This is a genomic window from Neobacillus cucumis (assembly GCF_023715505.1).
Genome location: NZ_JAMBOH010000005.1, coordinates 145,494 through 163,516 on the forward strand (window position 1 = coordinate 145,494; position 18,023 = coordinate 163,516).

General features: G+C 40.0%; 20 protein-coding genes. All 20 read right to left on the reverse strand.

Translation table 11 applies throughout. The annotated features are described in order from the left end of the window. Positions 1 to 41 precede the first annotated feature (41 nt). Positions 42 to 1,445, reverse strand: coding sequence for an HslU--HslV peptidase ATPase subunit (hslU, locus tag M3226_RS09720; RefSeq protein WP_251564805.1), 1,404 nt, complete (start codon positions 1,443 to 1,445; stop codon positions 42 to 44). Positions 1,446 to 1,464: 19 nt separating this feature from the next. Then, complete coding sequence (gene hslV / locus M3226_RS09725; RefSeq protein ID WP_098528714.1) at positions 1,465 to 2,007, reverse strand: ATP-dependent protease subunit HslV; 543 nt, start codon at positions 2,005 to 2,007, stop codon at positions 1,465 to 1,467. 263 nt (positions 2,008 to 2,270) lie between these two features. Then, complete coding sequence (gene trmFO / locus M3226_RS09730; protein WP_251564807.1) at positions 2,271 to 3,578, reverse strand: FADH(2)-oxidizing methylenetetrahydrofolate--tRNA-(uracil(54)-C(5))-methyltransferase TrmFO; 1,308 nt, start codon at positions 3,576 to 3,578, stop codon at positions 2,271 to 2,273. A gap of 298 nt (positions 3,579 to 3,876) precedes the next feature. Next, on the reverse strand, positions 3,877 to 5,958 hold the full coding sequence (topA, locus tag M3226_RS09735; protein ID WP_251564808.1) for a type I DNA topoisomerase: 2,082 nt from the start codon (positions 5,956 to 5,958) through the stop codon (positions 3,877 to 3,879). Positions 5,959 to 6,298: 340 nt separating this feature from the next. Further along, positions 6,299 to 7,198 carry a DNA-processing protein DprA gene (gene dprA / locus M3226_RS09740; RefSeq protein ID WP_251564810.1) on the reverse strand — a complete coding sequence of 300 codons (900 nt, stop codon included), beginning with the start codon at positions 7,196 to 7,198 and terminating at the stop codon, positions 6,299 to 6,301. A 305-nt stretch (positions 7,199 to 7,503) separates the two neighbouring features. Then, complete coding sequence (sucD, locus tag M3226_RS09745; RefSeq protein ID WP_251564812.1) at positions 7,504 to 8,406, reverse strand: succinate--CoA ligase subunit alpha; 903 nt, start codon at positions 8,404 to 8,406, stop codon at positions 7,504 to 7,506. A gap of 23 nt (positions 8,407 to 8,429) precedes the next feature. Next, complete coding sequence (sucC, locus tag M3226_RS09750) at positions 8,430 to 9,590, reverse strand: ADP-forming succinate--CoA ligase subunit beta (protein WP_251564814.1); 1,161 nt, start codon at positions 9,588 to 9,590, stop codon at positions 8,430 to 8,432. A 212-nt stretch (positions 9,591 to 9,802) separates the two neighbouring features. Then, complete coding sequence (locus tag M3226_RS09755; protein WP_251564816.1) at positions 9,803 to 10,582, reverse strand: ribonuclease HII; 780 nt, start codon at positions 10,580 to 10,582, stop codon at positions 9,803 to 9,805. 64 nt (positions 10,583 to 10,646) lie between these two features. Beyond that, positions 10,647 to 11,522: a ribosome biogenesis GTPase YlqF gene (gene ylqF / locus M3226_RS09760; RefSeq protein ID WP_251564818.1), complete on the reverse strand. Its 876-nt coding sequence runs from the start codon at positions 11,520 to 11,522 to the stop codon at positions 10,647 to 10,649. Positions 11,523 to 11,549: 27 nt separating this feature from the next. Next, positions 11,550 to 12,113, reverse strand: coding sequence for a signal peptidase I (gene lepB, locus M3226_RS09765; protein ID WP_098528728.1), 564 nt, complete (start codon positions 12,111 to 12,113; stop codon positions 11,550 to 11,552). A 60-nt stretch (positions 12,114 to 12,173) separates the two neighbouring features. Then, positions 12,174 to 12,320 (reverse strand): hypothetical protein, encoded by a 147-nt coding sequence (locus M3226_RS09770; protein ID WP_251564819.1) that lies wholly within the window; start codon positions 12,318 to 12,320, stop codon positions 12,174 to 12,176. A 1-nt stretch (position 12,321) separates the two neighbouring features. After that, positions 12,322 to 12,666: a 50S ribosomal protein L19 gene (rplS, locus tag M3226_RS09775; RefSeq protein ID WP_098528730.1), complete on the reverse strand. Its 345-nt coding sequence runs from the start codon at positions 12,664 to 12,666 to the stop codon at positions 12,322 to 12,324. 146 nt (positions 12,667 to 12,812) lie between these two features. Further along, positions 12,813 to 13,556: a tRNA (guanosine(37)-N1)-methyltransferase TrmD gene (gene trmD / locus M3226_RS09780; RefSeq protein ID WP_251564821.1), complete on the reverse strand. Its 744-nt coding sequence runs from the start codon at positions 13,554 to 13,556 to the stop codon at positions 12,813 to 12,815. Beyond that, a complete protein-coding gene (gene rimM, locus M3226_RS09785; protein WP_251564823.1) occupies positions 13,553 to 14,071 on the reverse strand; it encodes a ribosome maturation factor RimM in 519 nt (172 codons plus the stop codon). The genes trmD and rimM overlap by 4 nt, the downstream gene beginning before the upstream one ends. A 13-nt stretch (positions 14,072 to 14,084) precedes the next feature. Then, on the reverse strand, positions 14,085 to 14,471 hold the full coding sequence (locus M3226_RS09790; RefSeq protein WP_251564824.1) for a YlqD family protein: 387 nt from the start codon (positions 14,469 to 14,471) through the stop codon (positions 14,085 to 14,087). Between the two features lie 134 nt (positions 14,472 to 14,605). Continuing rightward, positions 14,606 to 14,836 carry a KH domain-containing protein gene (locus M3226_RS09795; protein ID WP_251564826.1) on the reverse strand — a complete coding sequence of 77 codons (231 nt, stop codon included), beginning with the start codon at positions 14,834 to 14,836 and terminating at the stop codon, positions 14,606 to 14,608. 14 nt (positions 14,837 to 14,850) lie between these two features. Next, entirely contained in the window at positions 14,851 to 15,123 is a 273-nt protein-coding gene (gene rpsP / locus M3226_RS09800) for a 30S ribosomal protein S16 (protein WP_251564827.1), read from the reverse strand. Positions 15,124 to 15,232: 109 nt separating this feature from the next. Beyond that, the gene (ffh, locus tag M3226_RS09805) at positions 15,233 to 16,582 is read right to left on the reverse strand and encodes a signal recognition particle protein (RefSeq protein ID WP_251564829.1); all 1,350 of its coding nucleotides are present in this window, start codon (positions 16,580 to 16,582) and stop codon (positions 15,233 to 15,235) included. A 12-nt stretch (positions 16,583 to 16,594) separates the two neighbouring features. Beyond that, entirely contained in the window at positions 16,595 to 16,927 is a 333-nt protein-coding gene (locus M3226_RS09810; protein WP_251565132.1) for a putative DNA-binding protein, read from the reverse strand. A 99-nt stretch (positions 16,928 to 17,026) separates the two neighbouring features. Next, on the reverse strand, positions 17,027 to 18,013 hold the full coding sequence (gene ftsY, locus M3226_RS09815; RefSeq protein ID WP_251564831.1) for a signal recognition particle-docking protein FtsY: 987 nt from the start codon (positions 18,011 to 18,013) through the stop codon (positions 17,027 to 17,029). Positions 18,014 to 18,023: the final 10 nt, after the last annotated feature.

Consider the following 18,023-nt stretch of genomic DNA (forward strand, 5'->3'; position numbering starts at 1 on the left):
TTAAGAATGGCATCTCCTGAAAAATTCAAATAGCAACATTCCTATAGAATGAATTGGCTTAGATCTTTATTCTTCGAAATAGCACCAAGCTTATCATCCACATACTGCGGCGTAATAGTAATTTTCTCCATTGTGATATCAGGAGCTTCAAAGGATAAATCCTCTAACAGCTTTTCAAGTATCGTATGAAGACGTCTAGCCCCAATATTATCGGTATTTTGATTCACTTCGAATGCTACTTCAGCGATTCTACGAATAGCATCGTCAGAAAATTCAATTTGTATACCTTCTGTTTCCAATAATGCTTGATATTGTTTAATTAAGGCATTATCTGGTTCAATCAAAATCCTAAAGAAGTCTTCCACTGTTAATTTTGTAAGTTCTACACGAATTGGAAAACGTCCTTGAAGCTCCGGAATTAGGTCAGAAGGTTTCGCAATATGGAAAGCACCAGCGGCAATAAACAATATATGGTCGGTTTTAATCGAGCCGTATTTTGTCACCACTGTGGAACCCTCAACCACTGGCAGGATATCGCGTTGAACCCCTTCCCTTGAGACATCAGCCGATGATCCGCCGGAATTTTTACTCGCAATTTTGTCAATTTCATCAATAAAGATAATGCCTGTTTGTTCTGCGCGGTAGATTGCCTCTGATGAGACTTCATCCATATCAATCAGCTTTGCAGCTTCTTCATTTGTTAATACCTTTCTTGCTTCATGAACAGTTAGTTTTCTCTTCTTGCGCTTTTTCGGCATAAAACTGCTAAGGGCATCCTGCATATTCATGCCCATTTGTTCAATCCCTGAACCCTGGAGCATATCGAACATTGAAGGTGCTTGCTCTTCTACTTCTACAGTTACGATTTCATCTTCTAATTGTCCGAGGGCAAGCTTTTCTTTGACAATCTTCCGTTTTTCCTGGACAGAAAAATCATCCTGCTGTGTGTCCGGTTCTGAAGTAGAATTTCCTCCACCGAATAACATTTCAAGTGGATTTTTATAGTTCGTTGCTTTTTTAGAGGATGGAACAAGCAAATCAACAAGCCTGCTGTTTGCATTTTCTTCAGCTCGTTCCTTCACACTTTGCATTCGCTCCTCTTTCACTAAACGAACAGAGGTTTCAGCAAGGTCGCGAACCATTGATTCTACATCGCGGCCAACATAGCCCACTTCTGTAAATTTAGTCGCTTCCACCTTAATAAACGGAGCACCGACAAGTTTTGCCATCCTTCTGGCAATTTCGGTTTTACCTACCCCTGTTGGACCTATCATCAAGATGTTTTTTGGAATGATTTCTTCACGAAACTTATCATTTAAAAGACCTCTTCTATAACGGTTTCTTAATGCCACAGCAACCGCTTTCTTTGCATCCTTTTGTCCAATAATATATTGATCAAGTCTTTCAACTATTTGGCGGGGAGTTAAATCCGTTGTTTTTACCATTTTTTTCGTCTCCTTCCCGTTACAGCTCTTCAACGATAATGTTGTGGTTGGTATATACACATATTTCCGCAGCTATTTCTAAAGAAGCCTTTGCAATTTCTTTTGCAGATAAATTTTCTCCTGCATATTTCTTTAATGAACGGCCAGCGGCCAAAGCATAATTTCCTCCTGAGCCAATCGCGAGAATCCCGTCGTCAGGTTCAATGACTTCACCAGTTCCGGATACTAGTAACAAGCTTTCACGATTCATAACAATTAACATCGCTTCCAACTTGCGGAGCATCTTATCGTTTCTCCATTCTTTAGCAAGCTCGACTGCAGCTCTTTGAAGATTTCCGTTATATTCCTCTAACTTTCCTTCAAACAATTCAAAAAGAGTAAACGCATCTGCAACAGAACCAGCGAAACCCGCCAATACCTTACCATTAAATATCTTCCTTACTTTCTTGGCAGTGTGTTTCATCACAACTGCATTGCCAAAAGTCACCTGACCGTCACCGGACATGGAGCATTCGCCGTTATGGTGAATTGCAAATATAGTAGTCGCATGAAATTGATTCATTTAATACTTCCTCCTCTTGGAGTAATTTCTGTTTAAAAGACAAGCAGTATGTAATATTTGGGTTCTCAAATCCCTCTTATTAACGAGAAAAACGAAATCACTGAAATCAAGTTATTAATGGTTCAATTGTCATTTTGCGGAATTGCTTACTGTTTGTAAACACCCAGCAAAAATGTTTAATAAAATATTCACAATTAACATACCATTTAAACTGACAAGGGCTAATAAATCGTAACATACTTCTTTAGCCCTTGCAACAAATTTTACAAAACTTTCACAAAGTTCTGAATTGTTTCTAGCGCACGATTAGCGTGCTGTAGATTTCTTTCCTGCTTGCCTTTTATTTTCATTGGCAGTTCCGGAAATAAACCAAAATTCGCATTCATCGGCTGGAAATTATTAGGATTAGCAGTTGTGATATAACGTGCCATACTGCCAATCGCTGTTTCGGCAGGAAACTCAACTGTCTCGTCTCCCATTACAAACCGAGCTGCATTAATCCCGGCAATTAAGCCGCTTGCTGCAGATTCAACATACCCTTCAACACCCGTCATTTGCCCCGCAAAAAATAAATCCTCTCGGTTTCGGAATTGATAAGTTGCCTTTAGAACCTTAGGCGAATTTATAAATGTGTTTCGGTGCATTACTCCATATCGAACAATCTCAGCATTTTCAAGACCAGGGATTAGACGAATAACTTCCTTTTGCGCCCCCCACTTTAAATGTGTCTGAAATCCAACAATATTGAAAAGTGTACCAGCAGCATCATCCTGACGAAGCTGCACTACCGCAAATGGCCTCTTGCCTGTTTTGGGATCTTCTAGACCTACAGGTTTAAGTGGACCAAATAACATCGTTTTCTTCCCTCTAGCCGCCATTACTTCGATTGGCATACAGCCTTCAAAAAAGACTTCTTTTTCAAATTCCTTTGTAGGGGCAGTTTCAGCAGAAATAAGGGCCTCATAGAACGTATTAAATTCCTCTTCTGTCATCGGGCAATTCAAATACGCTGCTTCACCTTTATCATATCTTGATTTTAAATAAACTTTGTCCATATTAATGCTTTCTTTTTCAAGGATCGGTGCTGCTGCATCATAAAAATAAAGATAGTCTTCTCCTGTCAAACTCTGTAGCTGTCCGGATAGTGCTTCACTCGTAAGCGGTCCTGTTGCGATTACCGTTGGACCCCCAGGAATCTCTGTCACTTCTTCATTGATGACCGTTACATTTTCATGGTTTTTGACCATCTCTGTTACTTTTGCTGCGAATTCGTGACGGTCGACCGCCAATGCTCCTCCTGCCGGAACAGAACAAGCATCAGCCGCAGCGATAATGACCGAATCTAGTTTTCGCATTTCTTCTTTTAATACCCCGACAGCATTTGTTAAGGTATTGGCCCTTAGCGAATTACTGCACACTAATTCGGCAAATTTATCAGTATGATGCGCAGGTGTCTGCTTTACCGGGCGCATTTCATAAAGATTTACTTTTACACCGCGTTTAGCTATCTGCCATGCCGCTTCACTCCCGGCTAAACCAGCACCAATCACATTTATTGTTAAATCTTTCAATTAAGTACCTCCTCAATTTCCTTTCAAAATTTATCCTAGTAACCATTTTGGATTAAAAAGTACTATAAATATACCTTGCCCTCAGAATAAGTCCATCTTGCATTGTACTATACGAATCAAGAACAAAAAAGTTTTTTGTTTACTAGAAATGCGGAAGCACCTTGAACAGAGGCGGAAGTCTATAGCCTTCTTGACGGATTGGCTGTAGACCTTCGAGCCTCTAGGCGTTGCAGCTGGACATTTTTAAAGTCGTTTTATATTTTTACTTCACAATAAAAGAGTGGGAGTTACCCCACTCTTAGCTTTGCGGCTCTTCCTTATAATCGCAAGTAACACACTGAACTTGAACGCCCTTTTTTAATTTCTTTTCTACCAGCATGCCTTCACATTTCGGGCATGGTCTTGGCAGCGGCTTATCCCATGAGATAAATTCACAGTTCGGATAATTGGTACAACCATAAAACAATCGTCTCTTTTTACTCTTCCGTTCGATTATTTGTCCCTCTTTACAGGTTGGACAAGTTACACCGATTTCTTTAACTATTGCTTTAGTATTCCGGCAGTCAGGGAAATTACTGCACGCCATGAATTTTCCGTATCGTCCCATTTTGAATACCATTGGGCTGCCACAGTTTTCACAATCTTCACCGGCCGGCTCATCTTTAATTTCGACAGACTGCATTTCTTTTTCTGCCTTTTCTAGATGTTTTTCAAAATCACGGTAAAATTCATCAATAACTTGAACCCAGCTGACCTTTCCTTCTTCAACATTATCTAAACCCTGCTCCATTTTGACCGTGAATTCAACATCAAGAATCTCTGGAAAGAACTCAACCATTAGTTCATGGACAATTTCGCCTAGTTCTGTTGGTACAAAACGTTTATTATCCAATGTCACATAGCCCCGCTTTTGGATTGTATCCAAAGTTGGTGCAAATGTAGACGGGCGTCCAATCCCCAGCTCTTCAAGCGTTTTTACTAGTCTTGCTTCCGTATAACGCGGCGGCGGCTGAGTGAAATGCTGTTTAGGATCGATATCCTTTTTAAACACTTCATCCCCTTCTTTAAGGTCAGGAAGCATTTTATTTGGACCATCCACTTGGTCATCGGTGCCCTCTACATAGACTTTCATAAAGCCTGGAAACTTAATCTTAGAGCCAGTTGCCCGGAATATAACATTGCCATTTTGCAGATCAACGCTCATGGTATCCATGACGGCCTGAGCCATTTGACTGGCAAGGAACCGCTCCCAAATCAGCTTGTATAATCGCAGCTGGTCACGGGACAGAAATTCTTTTAAACTGTTAGGTTCTCTTATTGTACTCGTTGGCCGAATCGCTTCGTGGGCATCCTGAGCATTTGTTTGCTTTTTTTCTTTTCTTTGGTCACTTTTCAAATACTCTTCTCCGTACTCTTCTTTGATATAGCTAGCAGCCTCTCCTTGAGCTACCTCTGAAATCCGAGTGGAGTCGGTTCTCATATATGTGATGAGACCCACCGTACCTTCCTTGCCAAGCTCAATCCCTTCATATAGCTGCTGGGCTAACATCATTGTTTTCTTGGCACGGAAATTCAACTTTCTTGCTGCTTCTTGCTGAAGGGATGAAGTAATAAAAGGCGGAGCCGGATTTCTGCGGCGTTCCTTTTTAGTCACAGAGACTACCTTAAATTTGTTATCCTTCATTTGCTTCAATACTTCTTGAACATCAGCTTCAGACTTTAATTCACTTTTTTCTTGTCCTACTAAGGAAAAGAAAGCCCCGCTAAATTGATCCTTTCCCTTTAAAAACTCGCCTTCAATGGTCCAATATTCTTCAGGGGTAAAATCTTTGATTTCTTTTTCACGGTCGATAATTAAGCGGACAGCCACAGATTGAACTCGACCTGCACTTAACCCTTTTTTCACTTTTTTCCAAAACAGCGGGCTGATGTTGTAGCCGACTAACCGGTCTAAAATCCTTCGGGCTTGCTGAGCATCCACAAGGTCCATATTAATCGGGCGCGGATGTTTAAAGGATTCCTTAATAGCATCCTTGGTAATCTCATTAAAAACCACACGGCAGTCCGAATGGATATCGACATCCAAACTATGAGCTAAATGCCAGGCTATTGCTTCCCCTTCACGATCCGGGTCAGCCGCGAGATAGACTTTCTTAGCCTTTTTGGCCGCTGTTTTTAATTCCTTTAATACAGGGCCCTTCCCACGAATGGTAATATATTTTGGTTCAAAACTATTTTCCACGTTTACTCCCATTTGACTGCGCGGCAAATCTCGTATATGCCCCATAGAAGCTTTTACTTTATACTTATTTCCTAAATAGCGTTCTATTGTTTTCGCTTTTGCAGGCGATTCAACAATTACTAGAAATTCTGCTGCCATTCTATATCCTCCTTAAGAGGGAAAGTGTAAAAGCGCCTTGAATACGGCAAAAGCCTCATTCTAAGTTGCTTACTATTTGAGAAGTTTTCCTAAATTCCAGTTTTAACACATTTAACCGGAGAAAATACTTTACAAAACTGCCTTATCCCAAGATTTTTAACCTATATGATAATTAACATAGTATTTTGATTTTTTTATTCTATTCATTTTTTTATAATTGATGCTTTAGTAAGTATTTTAACATCTGTTGGAAAATGTATAACATATTAGATATTTTTGCAACCTTTTTTAGGTAATTTCTCCATTAATTCAAAAATACCTGCTAAAAGAGTAGATTTTCTTAATCGATATGGGGCATATATTTTAATTCTTCCAAGATGTCCTTTGCACTTGTAACTAGTTTTGCACCTTGCTGGATTAATTCATTCGTACCTCCAGAGCAGGGACTAAAAATGCTGCCCGGCAATGAAAATACGTCTCGTCCTTCATGAACGGCATAATTAGCGGTAATCAGCGACCCACTTTTCCGCTTTGCTTCTATAATAAACGTTCCGGCGGATAATCCGCTAATAATTCGATTGCGGGCTGGAAAGTGCCACCTAAGCGGCTTGGTATCAGGGGGATATTCAGAGAGGACCAGCTGCTTTTGCATCATATTAACAGCGAGGGGAATATTTTCTTTTGGATAGATATGATATAAACCTCCGGCAATAACCGCAATCGTCCTTCCTCCCAATTTTATTGTCTCTTCATGGGCAAGGGCATCAATCCCCATTGCTAGGCCGCTGACAATCAGGATATCATGATTTATTAACTCAGGAAAGATGTGTCGGATTGCATTTTTGCCGTATAGTGTGGCTTGTCGGGAACCAACAACAGCAAGCTTTGGTTCTTTTTCTAAAAGAGATAAGTCCCCTTTTGCATACAAGGCCCATGGAGGTTGATATATTTCTTTTAAAGATTGGGGATACTCTTTATCAAAAATCGTTATGACAGCAATATCATTGGTCTTATATTGACGGATTTGTTCATGAATCATTTCAGTTGGAATAGTAGGATAGGTTAATGATGAAGATATTTGGCGAGTATTCGGTAGAGTTGGATTAGGAGGAATGCTAGATTTTGATGCTTGGTATATTGACTGAAGTGAGGGGTCTTTTTTCAGTATTTGATAGACGGTGTTCCAGGAAATCTCGGGGTAGTGCAGTAAATGAATAAATTTTTCTTTAAACAGATCCATAATTTAAAAAACCTCCATTTTATTAATCTTATGATAAATAGTCCCTCAAAATTTGAGGGACTACCTGTTAATACTTAGTTGTATAAATTATTAGTGTATAGCTCCAGACGCCATAGGCTCTTTGGTCTACAGCTAATCCATCAAAAAGATTAAAGAACAACCTTCTCGCCGGCTCGTCTTATGCTAGGCTACAGAAAGCTACCACTTTCTATACGCATTAAGTTCAACTAAAGTCTCTGGCTGCGCTTTGCTTGCCAATCGGCTAGTCTCCCTATATCGCCGATAAACGGGCGTCTTCCGCTTTTCTAGTGTGTTTTACACTTTTCGTAAAGACCCTGTTCTTTTAATACTTCGATTAAAGTTTCGCCCATAACGGCAGGAGTATCAGCTACTTTAATTCCGCATTCGTTCATGATGCGAATCTTTTCATCAGCTGTACCTTTTCCACCGGAAATGATGGCACCTGCGTGTCCCATTCTTTTTCCTGGAGGTGCAGTACGACCACCTATGAAGCCGACAACAGGCTTGGTCATATTAGCTTTCACCCATTCAGCCGCTTCTTCCTCAGCTGTACCGCCAATTTCACCAATCATGATAACAGCATATGTTTCAGGATCTTCATTAAATGCTTTTAATACATCAATGAAGTTTGTTCCGTTTACCGGGTCTCCGCCGATTCCGACCGCGGTCGTTTGACCGATACCTGCTTGTGTTAATTGATGAACTGCCTCATAGGTTAAGGTTCCAGAACGGGAAACAACGCCCACATGGCCTTTTGTATGAATATATCCAGGCATAATCCCAATTTTACATTCATCTGCCGTAATTACACCAGGGCAGTTTGGACCTACTAAACGAGTCTTTTTGCCTTCCATGTAACGCTTGACTTTTACCATGTCTAATACTGGAATATGTTCAGTAATACAAATAACTAGATCTAGTTCTGCATCAACCGCTTCAATAATAGAGTCGGCTGCAAATGGAGCAGGAACGTAGATTACAGAAGCATTTGCGCCTGTCGATGCAACAGCATCTCTAACTGTATTAAAAACAGGTACTCCTTCAACTTCCTGACCGGCCTTACCTGGTGAAGTTCCGCCGACAATTTTCGTACCGTATTCAAGCATTTGCTTCGTATGGAAACGGGCGGTTCCGCCAGTGATTCCTTGAACAATAACTTTTGTATCTTTATTAATAAAAACGCTCACGTGAATTCCCCTTTCTTTCGATCCTATTTAACTAATGAAACGATTTTTTGTGCACCGTCAGCCATGGATTCAGCAGCAATAATTTCAACGCTTGACTCAGCAAGAATTTTCTTACCTAAGTCAACATTTGTTCCTTCTAAACGAACTACAAGCGGAACAGATAGTCCAACCTGCTTAGCTGCTTCCACAACACCCTCAGCAATGACATCACACTTCATGATTCCACCAAAGATATTAACAAAAATACCTTTTACATTTGGATCTGAAAGGATAATTTTGAATGCTTCTGTAACTTTTTCAGCTGTGGCGCCGCCCCCAACATCAAGGAAGTTAGCCGGATCACCGCCATAATGTTTAACGATATCCATCGTAGCCATCGCAAGGCCCGCACCATTTACCATACAGCCGATATTTCCATCTAAGGCAATATAGCTTAAATCATATTTAGATGCTTCAATTTCTTTGGCATCTTCTTCTTCTAGGTCACGATATGCCAATACATCTTTTTGACGGTATAGTGCATTTGAGTCAAAGTTTAGTTTTGCATCTAATGCAATAACCTGACCGTCACCAGTTACCACCAATGGGTTAATTTCGGCAATTGAACAATCTTTTTCAATATAAGCATTATATAAGCCCATCATGAATTTAACCGCTTGATTCACTAACTCATTTGGAATATTAATATTAAAGGCAATGCGACGTGCTTGGAATGGCTGCAAGCCAATAGCAGGGTCGATTTCTTCTTTAAAAATTTTCTCAGGCGTTTTAGCCGCTACTTCTTCTATTTCCGTACCGCCTTCTTCAGATGCCATTAAAACAACACGTGAAGTCGCACGGTCTAATACTAAACCAACATAGTATTCTTTTTTAATGTCGCAGCCTTCTTCAATTAGGAGGCGTTTTACTTCTTTACCCTCAGGACCAGTTTGGTGGGTAACCAGGGTTTTGCCTAGAATTTCACTTGCATATGTACGAACCTCTTCAAGGTTTTTCGCAACTTTTACACCACCAGCTTTTCCCCGTCCGCCTGCATGGATTTGCGCTTTTACTACACATACTTGTGTTCCTAGTTCTTTAGCAGCTTCTACCGCTTCTTCAACCGTGAATGCCACTTTTCCGTTTGGAACAGTTACCCCGAATTGCTTGAGGATCTCTTTCCCTTGATACTCATGGATATTCATTTCCCATCCTCCTATCAAACTCTTCAAAAAATTGACTCCGTTTTCATTTTATATAATGATGGAAACCTTGTCTACCTTTAAATACTAAAATTATATTCGTCTTTAAAATATTCAGAAAAGTAAATAGGATAGAAAGCGATTTCATTGGGTTTTCAGACCTTTTTATTTTTTCTTACAATAATAAAAAAACAGGAAAAGACCTGTTTTAACTTTCACATTATTATGTTGGTATAGTCCTTAACAGGGGCAAAACTTTTTCGATGGTAAGGTGTTATGCCGTGCATTTTGATCGCTTGAAGGTGCTCTTTGGTTCCATATCCCATGTTTTGCTGAAAACCATAGACAGGGTAGTTAATCGCTAGCTCCTTCATGTACTCATCTCTTTCCACCTTTGCAACGATAGACGCTGCTGCAATCGAGATGCTTTTTGCGTCACCCTTGATGATGGATTCTGTAGGATACGGGGTGTCAAGCTTCATTGCATCAATCAATAAAAAATCAGGCTTTGGATCAAGGGAGACAATTGCTGCTTTCATTGCTTTTTTAGTGGCTTCATAAATATTAATTTCATCAATTTCATCGGCATGAATCATCGCCACATTATAGGCTAGTGCTTCTTGTCTAATAATGGCAGCAAATTCCAGCCGTTTTTTTTCAGTTAATTTTTTTGAATCATCAATCCCCGCTAGGAAAAAATCCTCAGGTAAAATAACGGCAGCCGCTGTAACCGGTCCTGCGAGCGGACCTCTGCCAACTTCGTCTACACCGGCTATGAGATTAAAGCCTTGTGCACGGACTTTTCGTTCAAAATAATTCATCTCAATAAACTTTTCTCGAAGGAGTTTTTCTTGCTCCTTTTGTTTTTTCCACTTGGCCAAGCATTGCTGAACACCTTTTCGCTCATCGGTTTGAAGTTCAACAATAAAAGAATCATTTTCTTCTAAAATAGCAGCGAGTTTTTCTTCTATTTTGGCAATTGAAAGTTTCTTCATATGTAGTCACCTTGTCTTTAAATTAAAAATAAAAAAATCAAGCCCTCCGCAAGGAGAGCTAATTTTATGAGTTATTTTTCAGAGATGCTGGTACATCCTTTGGGCGCTCAAAAGAGAGCGGACCGAATTTTTCCGAGCGCATTTCCTTTATTACTAACTCAGCTACTTTATCGTAGTCAACCATACCTCCGCCCATTAAACAGCCCCTTAGCGTTCCAATATGGTCGAATAATGCTACAACATCCTCAGGTATCTCCGTTAGCTTGTAGCGTTCCTTTAATCGTTCTGGATAGGCCTTATCTAAAAAGCGCAGCGAATACACGGTCAGGTCCTGCAGATTTAATAAAGTATCCTTGATTGCCCCTGTGATCGCCAGTTTCATCCCAACTTCTTGGTCCTCAAATTTAGGCCATAAGATTCCGGGTGTATCGAGCAGTTCCAATTCTTTCCCTACTTTTATCCATTGCTGCGACTTGGTTACACCAGGAGTATTTCCCGTTTTTGCAATGTTTTTCTTTGCCAAACGATTAATAAGTGTAGACTTGCCTGCATTTGGAATTCCTACAATCATGGCGCGGATGGCTCGTGGTTTTACACCTCTTGCCTTTAACCGATCAAACTTTTCTTTTAGAATTTCGTTTGAAGCTTGGACAATATTCTTCATTCCTTCGCCTGCTTGAGAATTGATTGCTAGAGCTTTTATTCCCTTTTCAGCAAAGTAAGCAATCCATTCTCTTGTCACTTCTTTATCGGCCATATCCGCTTTATTTAACAAGACTAGTCTTGGTTTATGCTGGATAATTTCATCTATCATCGGATTCCTTGAGGAATATGGAATTCTCGCATCCACCAATTCAAAAATAATATCAACCAGCTTTAACTTTTCCGTGACCTCTCTGCGAGCCTTGGCCATATGGCCAGGAAACCATTGGATCGTCAAAGTGCCACCTCCTTTTAAAAGCTTAAACTATTCTCCATTTACCGTAACAATGTGAGCATCCTTTAAAGGCCAATAGACAACACTCGTTTTACCGATGACTTTACTCATCGGAACGGTTCCGATATGTCTTGAATCCTTACTAAAGCGGCGGTTATCCCCCATCACAAACAATTCACCTTTTGGAACTGTTTTACGGCCAATTTTTTCTTCTAGTGTGAATGAACCTGTAAGTGGACCATCTTCTACTTGTTTCTTATATTCATCCAAATATGGCTCTTTATACGCTTTTCCATTTATATATAAAACATCATCCTTATACTCAAGCGTATCACCCGGGAGACCAATTACACGTTTTATGTAATCCTTCCCTTCCGGGGCGTGAAAAACGATGATATCAAAACGCTTTGGCTCTCCGATGTTGTAACTAAATTTATTAACAATCATCCTGTCTTGGTCTTTTAAAGTCGGCATCATGGACAGCCCGTCCACTACAATAGGAGCAAAAAGAAAATATCGAATGACAGCAGCTAATGCTACTGCAATCAATAACGCTTTTGTCCATTCCCATAGCTCATTTTTCTTTTTAGTCATACATTCCCCACCATTCACTATTAAAAATGTTTTATAAAGCCTATTTTACATAAGTTAAACTTATTTAACACGATGGGATGATTTTTTTAACCAAACTTTAATATTTTGGTTAAAGTTCAGCAAAATAATGCCATTCACATTTACCATTAATTTTAATGTTATGTATAAAAAAAGAGCCTGCAGAGCAAGCCCTTTTTCTTTTTTCATATTATCGAATCTCTTTAATTCTAGCTTTTTTACCACGAAGGTTACGCAAGTAGTAAAGCTTAGCACGGCGAACTTTACCGCGGCGAATTACTTCAAGCTTCGCAATTTTTGGTGTGTGTACTGGGAAAGTACGCTCAACGCCTACTCCGTAAGAAACTTTACGAACTGTGAAAGTTTCGCTAATTCCACCACCACGACGCTTAATCACTACACCTTCAAATAACTGAATACGCTCACGAGTACCCTCGACAACCTTTACGTGTACACGTACAGTGTCACCAGGACGGAAGCTAGGAAGATCAGTACGAAGTTGTTCTTGTGTGATTTCTTTAATTAATTGTTGCATCGTTTTCAACTCCTTCCAACAGATGCTCTTACAAATCTACTTTCGATTACCTTGCAGCGGAACATCGTTATAAGACCACAATCTGAAAAACCATCAGTTCTGAGTCACAAGAAGTATCATAACATAATAATAACGAGCCTGCAATATTACTCGTAATCTTTTTTTACTTCTTTTAGCCATTTTTCCTGTTCAGCTGTCAGTTCAATTTTATCTAATAAATCAGGTCTTCTTAAAAGCGTCCGGCGTAACGCCTCTTTATTCCGCCATTCTTCGATTAGTTTATGATTACCTGACACCAGGACATCAGGAACCTTTAATCCCCGGAAATCCGCTGGTCTCGTATAGTGGGGATGTTCTAATAATCCTGTACTAAAAGAATCTTTCTGATGAGACTCTTCATTCCCTAATACTTCTGGCAGCAGACGTACAACACTATCTACTACTACCATTGCGCCTAGTTCACCACCAGTTAAAACATAATCGCCAATCGATATTTCATCTGTTACAACATGTTCCCTGATCCTTTCATCATATCCCTCATAATGACCACAAATAAAGATCAAATGCTCTTCTTTAGCTAACTCCTCTGCTTTTCGCTGCTCGTAGCGTTCTCCTTGCGGACAAAGCAAGATAATTCTTGGATTTTTACTATCTGCGTGTTCTCTAAGAGATGCTACAGCGTCAAAAATCGGCTGCGGCTTAAGAACCATACCGGCCCCGCCGCCGTATGGATAATCATCCACAGTGGAGTGTTTGTTGTCTGCAAATTCACGGAAGTTTACGACATTATACTGAACCGCAGATTTCTCTGCGGCTTTTTGTAAAATAGAATGGCCGAAGACTCCAGAAAACATTTCTGGAAATAATGTCAGGATATCGATCTGCATCATGAAAGTAACCCTTCCATTGGATCAATAATGATGACTTGTTCTTTTACATCTACTTTCTTTACTACATCTTGAATATAAGGGATTAGGATTTCTTTGCCGCCTTTTCCTTTAACAACCCAAACGTCATTTGCTCCAGGCGAAAGAATTTCCGTTACTTTACCGATTTCCTCTCCCTTGGTAGTCGCAACCAGGCAGCCGATTATTTCATGATAATAGAATTCGTCTTCTTCTAATTCACCGAGTTGTGATTCAGGTACTTTTAAAATCCCCTCTTTGAATTTCTCTACATCATTAATATTGTTGTATCCCTCAAATGTAAGTAACTCGAAATTCTTATGGGTCCGGTGGCTTTTTACCGTTAGTTCAATCGGTTTTTTCGAGTTTGGCATAAATAAAAAGAGGACATTTCCGACTTTGTAACGTTTTTCGGGGAAATCTGTTTTAGATACCACTCGCACCTCGCCTTTAATACCCTGTGTATTGACGATTTTTCCTACATTAAACCATTTTTCCATCTAACATCACCTTCTATCTTATTTCCTTAATTTTTCCGTCCTCGATAATGATGGTAGATCGTCCAACGCTATCGTCCCATTGGTCTCCAACATTTACTTCTACGAGGGCCTGAACTTCGCTTTCCTGGATTTCACTGCCTAGTGGTAGGTTATGTAATTGTTCCATTTGAAACTCAAGAAGCTTCATTTTTTCTTTGCGCATTCTAATTTCTGTTTCAAATTTTTTCTTTAGTGCCTCAGAGGAAAAGTTTTTTGTTTTTTCCAATCGCTTTTGTTCAAATAAAAGTTGATCGCTTTCCTTTTTTAATTGCAGCATTCTTCCTTGGAACTTTTCGTAAAGCTGTTCCTTGCTTTTCTCCGTTAATACTTGCTTCACCACAACAGTTTGAATCAGCTGCATAAAGACCGCCTGCCTTTGCTCTATATGAACTTTGAGAATTGTCCAGCTTCAGCGCCCCTGGACAACGCGCTTCCGCTTTTCGAGTAGCAAAAAAGGGAGGAATGACTCCCTCCCTTTTATCTAGATGCAAAAAGCTATTCACCAATTTCTAGAAAAATTTTCTTTTGTTGTGATGATCCTGCTGCATAAACAACAGTTCTAATGGCCTTTGCAACGCGTCCCTGTTTACCGATTACTTTTCCCATATCCGTCTTATTTACGGTTAACTGATAAGTAACACGGTTTTCATCCTCTAAGACATCCACATGAACATCTTCGGGAAAATCAACAAGAGGCTTAACAATCGTTTCGATTAATTGTTTCATAATCGTTCAAACAATTACTTGTTTAATTTTGCATTATGGAATTTCTCCATGATGCCTTGGCTTGAGAAAAGGTTACGAACTGTATCAGATGGCTTCGCACCGTCTTTTAACCATTTAAGAGCTAATTCTTCGTTGATGTCAACTTTAGCTGGTTCTGTAACTGGATTGTATGTTCCAACGATTTCAATGTAACGTCCGTCACGTGGTGAACGAGAATCTGCTACTACAATACGATAGAAAGGAGTTTTTTTAGCTCCCATACGCTTTAAACGAATTTTTACTGCCATTTTAAATAAGCACCTCCGAATAGTTTCACACAAGATAGTATAATATCAATTCTTTTATAGTTTGTAAAGTGTTTTTTCTTTACAACCATTATTACCAATTTTTCTCAACTTAAAACTTAAAAGGAAACTTAAATCCACCCTTTTTCTTGCCTTTCATCTGCATTCCGGACATTTGCTTCATCATCTTCTTCATGTCTTCGAACTGCTTTAATAGACGGTTAATTTCGGTTACTGGACGTCCGCTTCCTTTGGAAATTCTCTTCTTACGGCTGGAATTTAGAATTTCCGGATTATTTTTCTCAAGCTTAGTCATCGATTGGATAATCGCTTCTACATGGGCAATTTGCTTTTCATCGATTTGAATATTATTCAAGCCCTTGATTTTATTAGCGCCTGGCATCATCTTTAACAATTCATCCAGTGGTCCTAAGTTTCGAACTTGACCAAGCTGATCTAAAAAGTCCTCTAGCGTAAACGATGCCGTCCGCATTTTTTGCTCTAACTCTTTTGCCTTTTGTTCGTCCACATTGGCTTGTGCCTTTTCAATGAGCGTCAGAACATCGCCCATCCCCAGAATTCTCGAAGCCATTCGTTCAGGATGAAACGGCTCCAATGCATCCATTTTTTCACCAAGACCGACAAATTTAATCGGTGTCTGCGTAACGGCACGAATAGAAAGGGCTGCCCCGCCTCGGGTATCGCCATCAAGTTTCGTTAGAACTACACCTGTTAAGCCAAGCTGTTCATTAAAGCTTTGTGCTACATTGACTGCATCCTGTCCGGTCATCGCATCGACAACAAGGAAGATTTCGTCCGGTTTCGTTAATTCTTTAATATCCTTAAGCTCGTCCATTAAAGCCTCATCCACGTGGAGACGTCCGGCGGTATCAATCAAAACATAGTCATGATGTTCTTCTTTAGCTTTTGCAATAGCTTGCTTGGCAATCTCGACAGGGCTCACCTGATCCCCCAGCGAGAACACGGGCATATCCAATTGTTTACCCAGGGTTTGAAGCTGCTTGATCGCCGCAGGACGATAAATATCAGCTGCGACAAGCAAAGGATTACGGTTATACTTTTTACGAAGTAGCAGTGACAGCTTTCCCGTTGTCGTTGTTTTACCGGCACCTTGCAGACCAACCATCATAATAACCGTCGGCGGACGATTAGAAGCGGCAATCTTGCTTTGTTCGCCCCCCATTAACTCAGTTAGTTCCTCGTTAACGATTTTAACGATCTGCTGCCCCGGAGTTAAACTCTTGAGAACCTCTTGTCCTACAGCCCGCTCACTGACTTTTTTCACAAAGTCTTTGACTACCTTGAAGTTAACGTCTGCTTCTAGTAGAGCAAGACGCACTTCACGCATCATTTCTTTGACGTCCGCTTCAGTGACTTTCCCTTTTCCGCGGATTTTTTGGATTGTATTTTGCAGTCGGTCGGCTAATCCTTCAAATGCCATTTATGCCGCCTCCTAATCTAATTTCTCAAGCTCAGCAATTGTTTTTAACAAAGCTGTTTTTGTTGGATACTCCTCAACAAGCAATTCTTTCATGTCCCTGATAAGTCTCGTACGCTTTTGAAATTTCTGAAGTAGTAACAGCTTTTCCTCATACTCCTCGAGCATTGCTTCTGTCCGTTTTATATTATCATAAACAGCTTGTCTGCTGACGTCATACTCTTCAGCAATCTCTCCCAGAGAGTAATCATCTAAATAATAGAGAGACATATAGCTTTGTTGCTTTGGAGTTAACAGCGAATAGTAGAAATCATATAGATAATTCATTCGCGTTGTCTTTTCAAGCATCATGCCACTATCCCCTCCAATATTAATGTTAAGTGAAAAACCTTTACAAACGTAGTTTACAGGCTTGTGTCATATCTGTCAAGATAATACCTTTACAACCTATTCTGATTTTTCTACTTGATCGGCAAATAACCCATACACATATTTTTCTGCATCAAATTCTTGCAGATCATCCATTTTTTCGCCAAGACCGACAAATTTAACAGGAATTTTTAATTCATTACGAATCGCCAGAACGATCCCGCCCTTTGCCGTACCATCCAATTTTGACAGAACAATTCCACTGACATTAGTTGCTTCTTTAAATGTTTTCGCCTGGATGAGCGCATTCTGACCGGTTGTTGCATCTAGTACAAGAATTACCTCATGTGGAGCACCAGGTATCTCACGTTCGATAACCCGTTTCACCTTCTCTAACTCTTTCATTAAGTTTACTTTATTTTGCAGACGGCCTGCTGTATCACACAATAAAATATCGGCTTTGCGTGATTTAGCCGCTTGAATGGCATCAAACATAACCGCTGCTGGGTCAGATCCTTCTGCCTGTTTAATAACTTCTACTCCAGCTCTTTCACCCCAAACCTCGAGCTGTTCAATGGCACCGGCACGGAAGGTATCACCTGCAGCCATTAATACTTTCTTACCTTCACTCATAAACTTATGACCGAGTTTGCCAATTGTAGTCGTTTTCCCCACTCCATTAACCCCAACAAATAAAATGACGGTCAGCCCATCCTTCTGGATGTTTAATTTCGAGGATTGTTCTTCACCAGCATTATAAATGTCGACAAGCTTTTCAGAGATTACACTCTGCACCTCTTGCGGGTCTTGAATATTACGGCGTTTGACTTCCAGCTTAAGCTCATCAATTAACTGCATAACAGTGTCGAAACCGACATCGGCCTGAATTAAAATTTCCTCTAATTCTTCAAAAAAGTCTTCATCAACTTTACGGTACCTGGCAACTAAATCATTTACTTTCCCTGAAAAACTGTCTCGTGTTTTGGTCAATCCTTCCCTAAACTTTTCGGTTACAGAATCAGTAGATTTTGAAATTTTTTCTTTTAACTTTTTAAAAAAGCTCATGTTTTCACTT

What these genes read in the sequence shown, in the direction of transcription:
- hslU (WP_251564805.1), bottom strand. Translation starts at nt 1,445, where the DNA reads ATGGTAAAAACAACGGATTTAACTCCCCGCCAAATAGTTGAAAGACTT.
- hslV (WP_098528714.1), bottom strand. Translation starts at nt 2,007, where the DNA reads ATGAATCAATTTCATGCGACTACTATATTTGCAATTCACCATAACGGC.
- topA (WP_251564808.1), bottom strand. Translation starts at nt 5,958, where the DNA reads ATGGCAGCAGAATTTCTAGTAATTGTTGAATCGCCTGCAAAAGCGAAA.
- dprA (WP_251564810.1), bottom strand. Translation starts at nt 7,198, where the DNA reads ATGGATCTGTTTAAAGAAAAATTTATTCATTTACTGCACTACCCCGAG.
- sucC (WP_251564814.1), bottom strand. Translation starts at nt 9,590, where the DNA reads ATGAATATCCATGAGTATCAAGGGAAAGAGATCCTCAAGCAATTCGGG.
- M3226_RS09755 (WP_251564816.1), bottom strand. Translation starts at nt 10,582, where the DNA reads ATGAAGAAACTTTCAATTGCCAAAATAGAAGAAAAACTCGCTGCTATT.
- lepB (WP_098528728.1), bottom strand. Translation starts at nt 12,113, where the DNA reads ATGACTAAAAAGAAAAATGAGCTATGGGAATGGACAAAAGCGTTATTG.
- M3226_RS09770 (WP_251564819.1), bottom strand. Translation starts at nt 12,320, where the DNA reads ATGAAAAAAGAAAAAGGGCTTGCTCTGCAGGCTCTTTTTTTATACATA.
- rplS (WP_098528730.1), bottom strand. Translation starts at nt 12,666, where the DNA reads ATGCAACAATTAATTAAAGAAATCACACAAGAACAACTTCGTACTGAT.
- trmD (WP_251564821.1), bottom strand. Translation starts at nt 13,556, where the DNA reads ATGATGCAGATCGATATCCTGACATTATTTCCAGAAATGTTTTCTGGA.
- rimM (WP_251564823.1), bottom strand. Translation starts at nt 14,071, where the DNA reads ATGGAAAAATGGTTTAATGTAGGAAAAATCGTCAATACACAGGGTATT.
- M3226_RS09790 (WP_251564824.1), bottom strand. Translation starts at nt 14,471, where the DNA reads ATGCAGCTGATTCAAACTGTTGTGGTGAAGCAAGTATTAACGGAGAAA.
- M3226_RS09795 (WP_251564826.1), bottom strand. Translation starts at nt 14,836, where the DNA reads ATGAAACAATTAATCGAAACGATTGTTAAGCCTCTTGTTGATTTTCCC.
- rpsP (WP_251564827.1), bottom strand. Translation starts at nt 15,123, where the DNA reads ATGGCAGTAAAAATTCGTTTAAAGCGTATGGGAGCTAAAAAAACTCCT.
- ffh (WP_251564829.1), bottom strand. Translation starts at nt 16,582, where the DNA reads ATGGCATTTGAAGGATTAGCCGACCGACTGCAAAATACAATCCAAAAA.
- M3226_RS09810 (WP_251565132.1), bottom strand. Translation starts at nt 16,927, where the DNA reads ATGCTTGAAAAGACAACGCGAATGAATTATCTATATGATTTCTACTAT.
- ftsY (WP_251564831.1), bottom strand. Translation starts at nt 18,013, where the DNA reads ATGAGCTTTTTTAAAAAGTTAAAAGAAAAAATTTCAAAATCTACTGAT.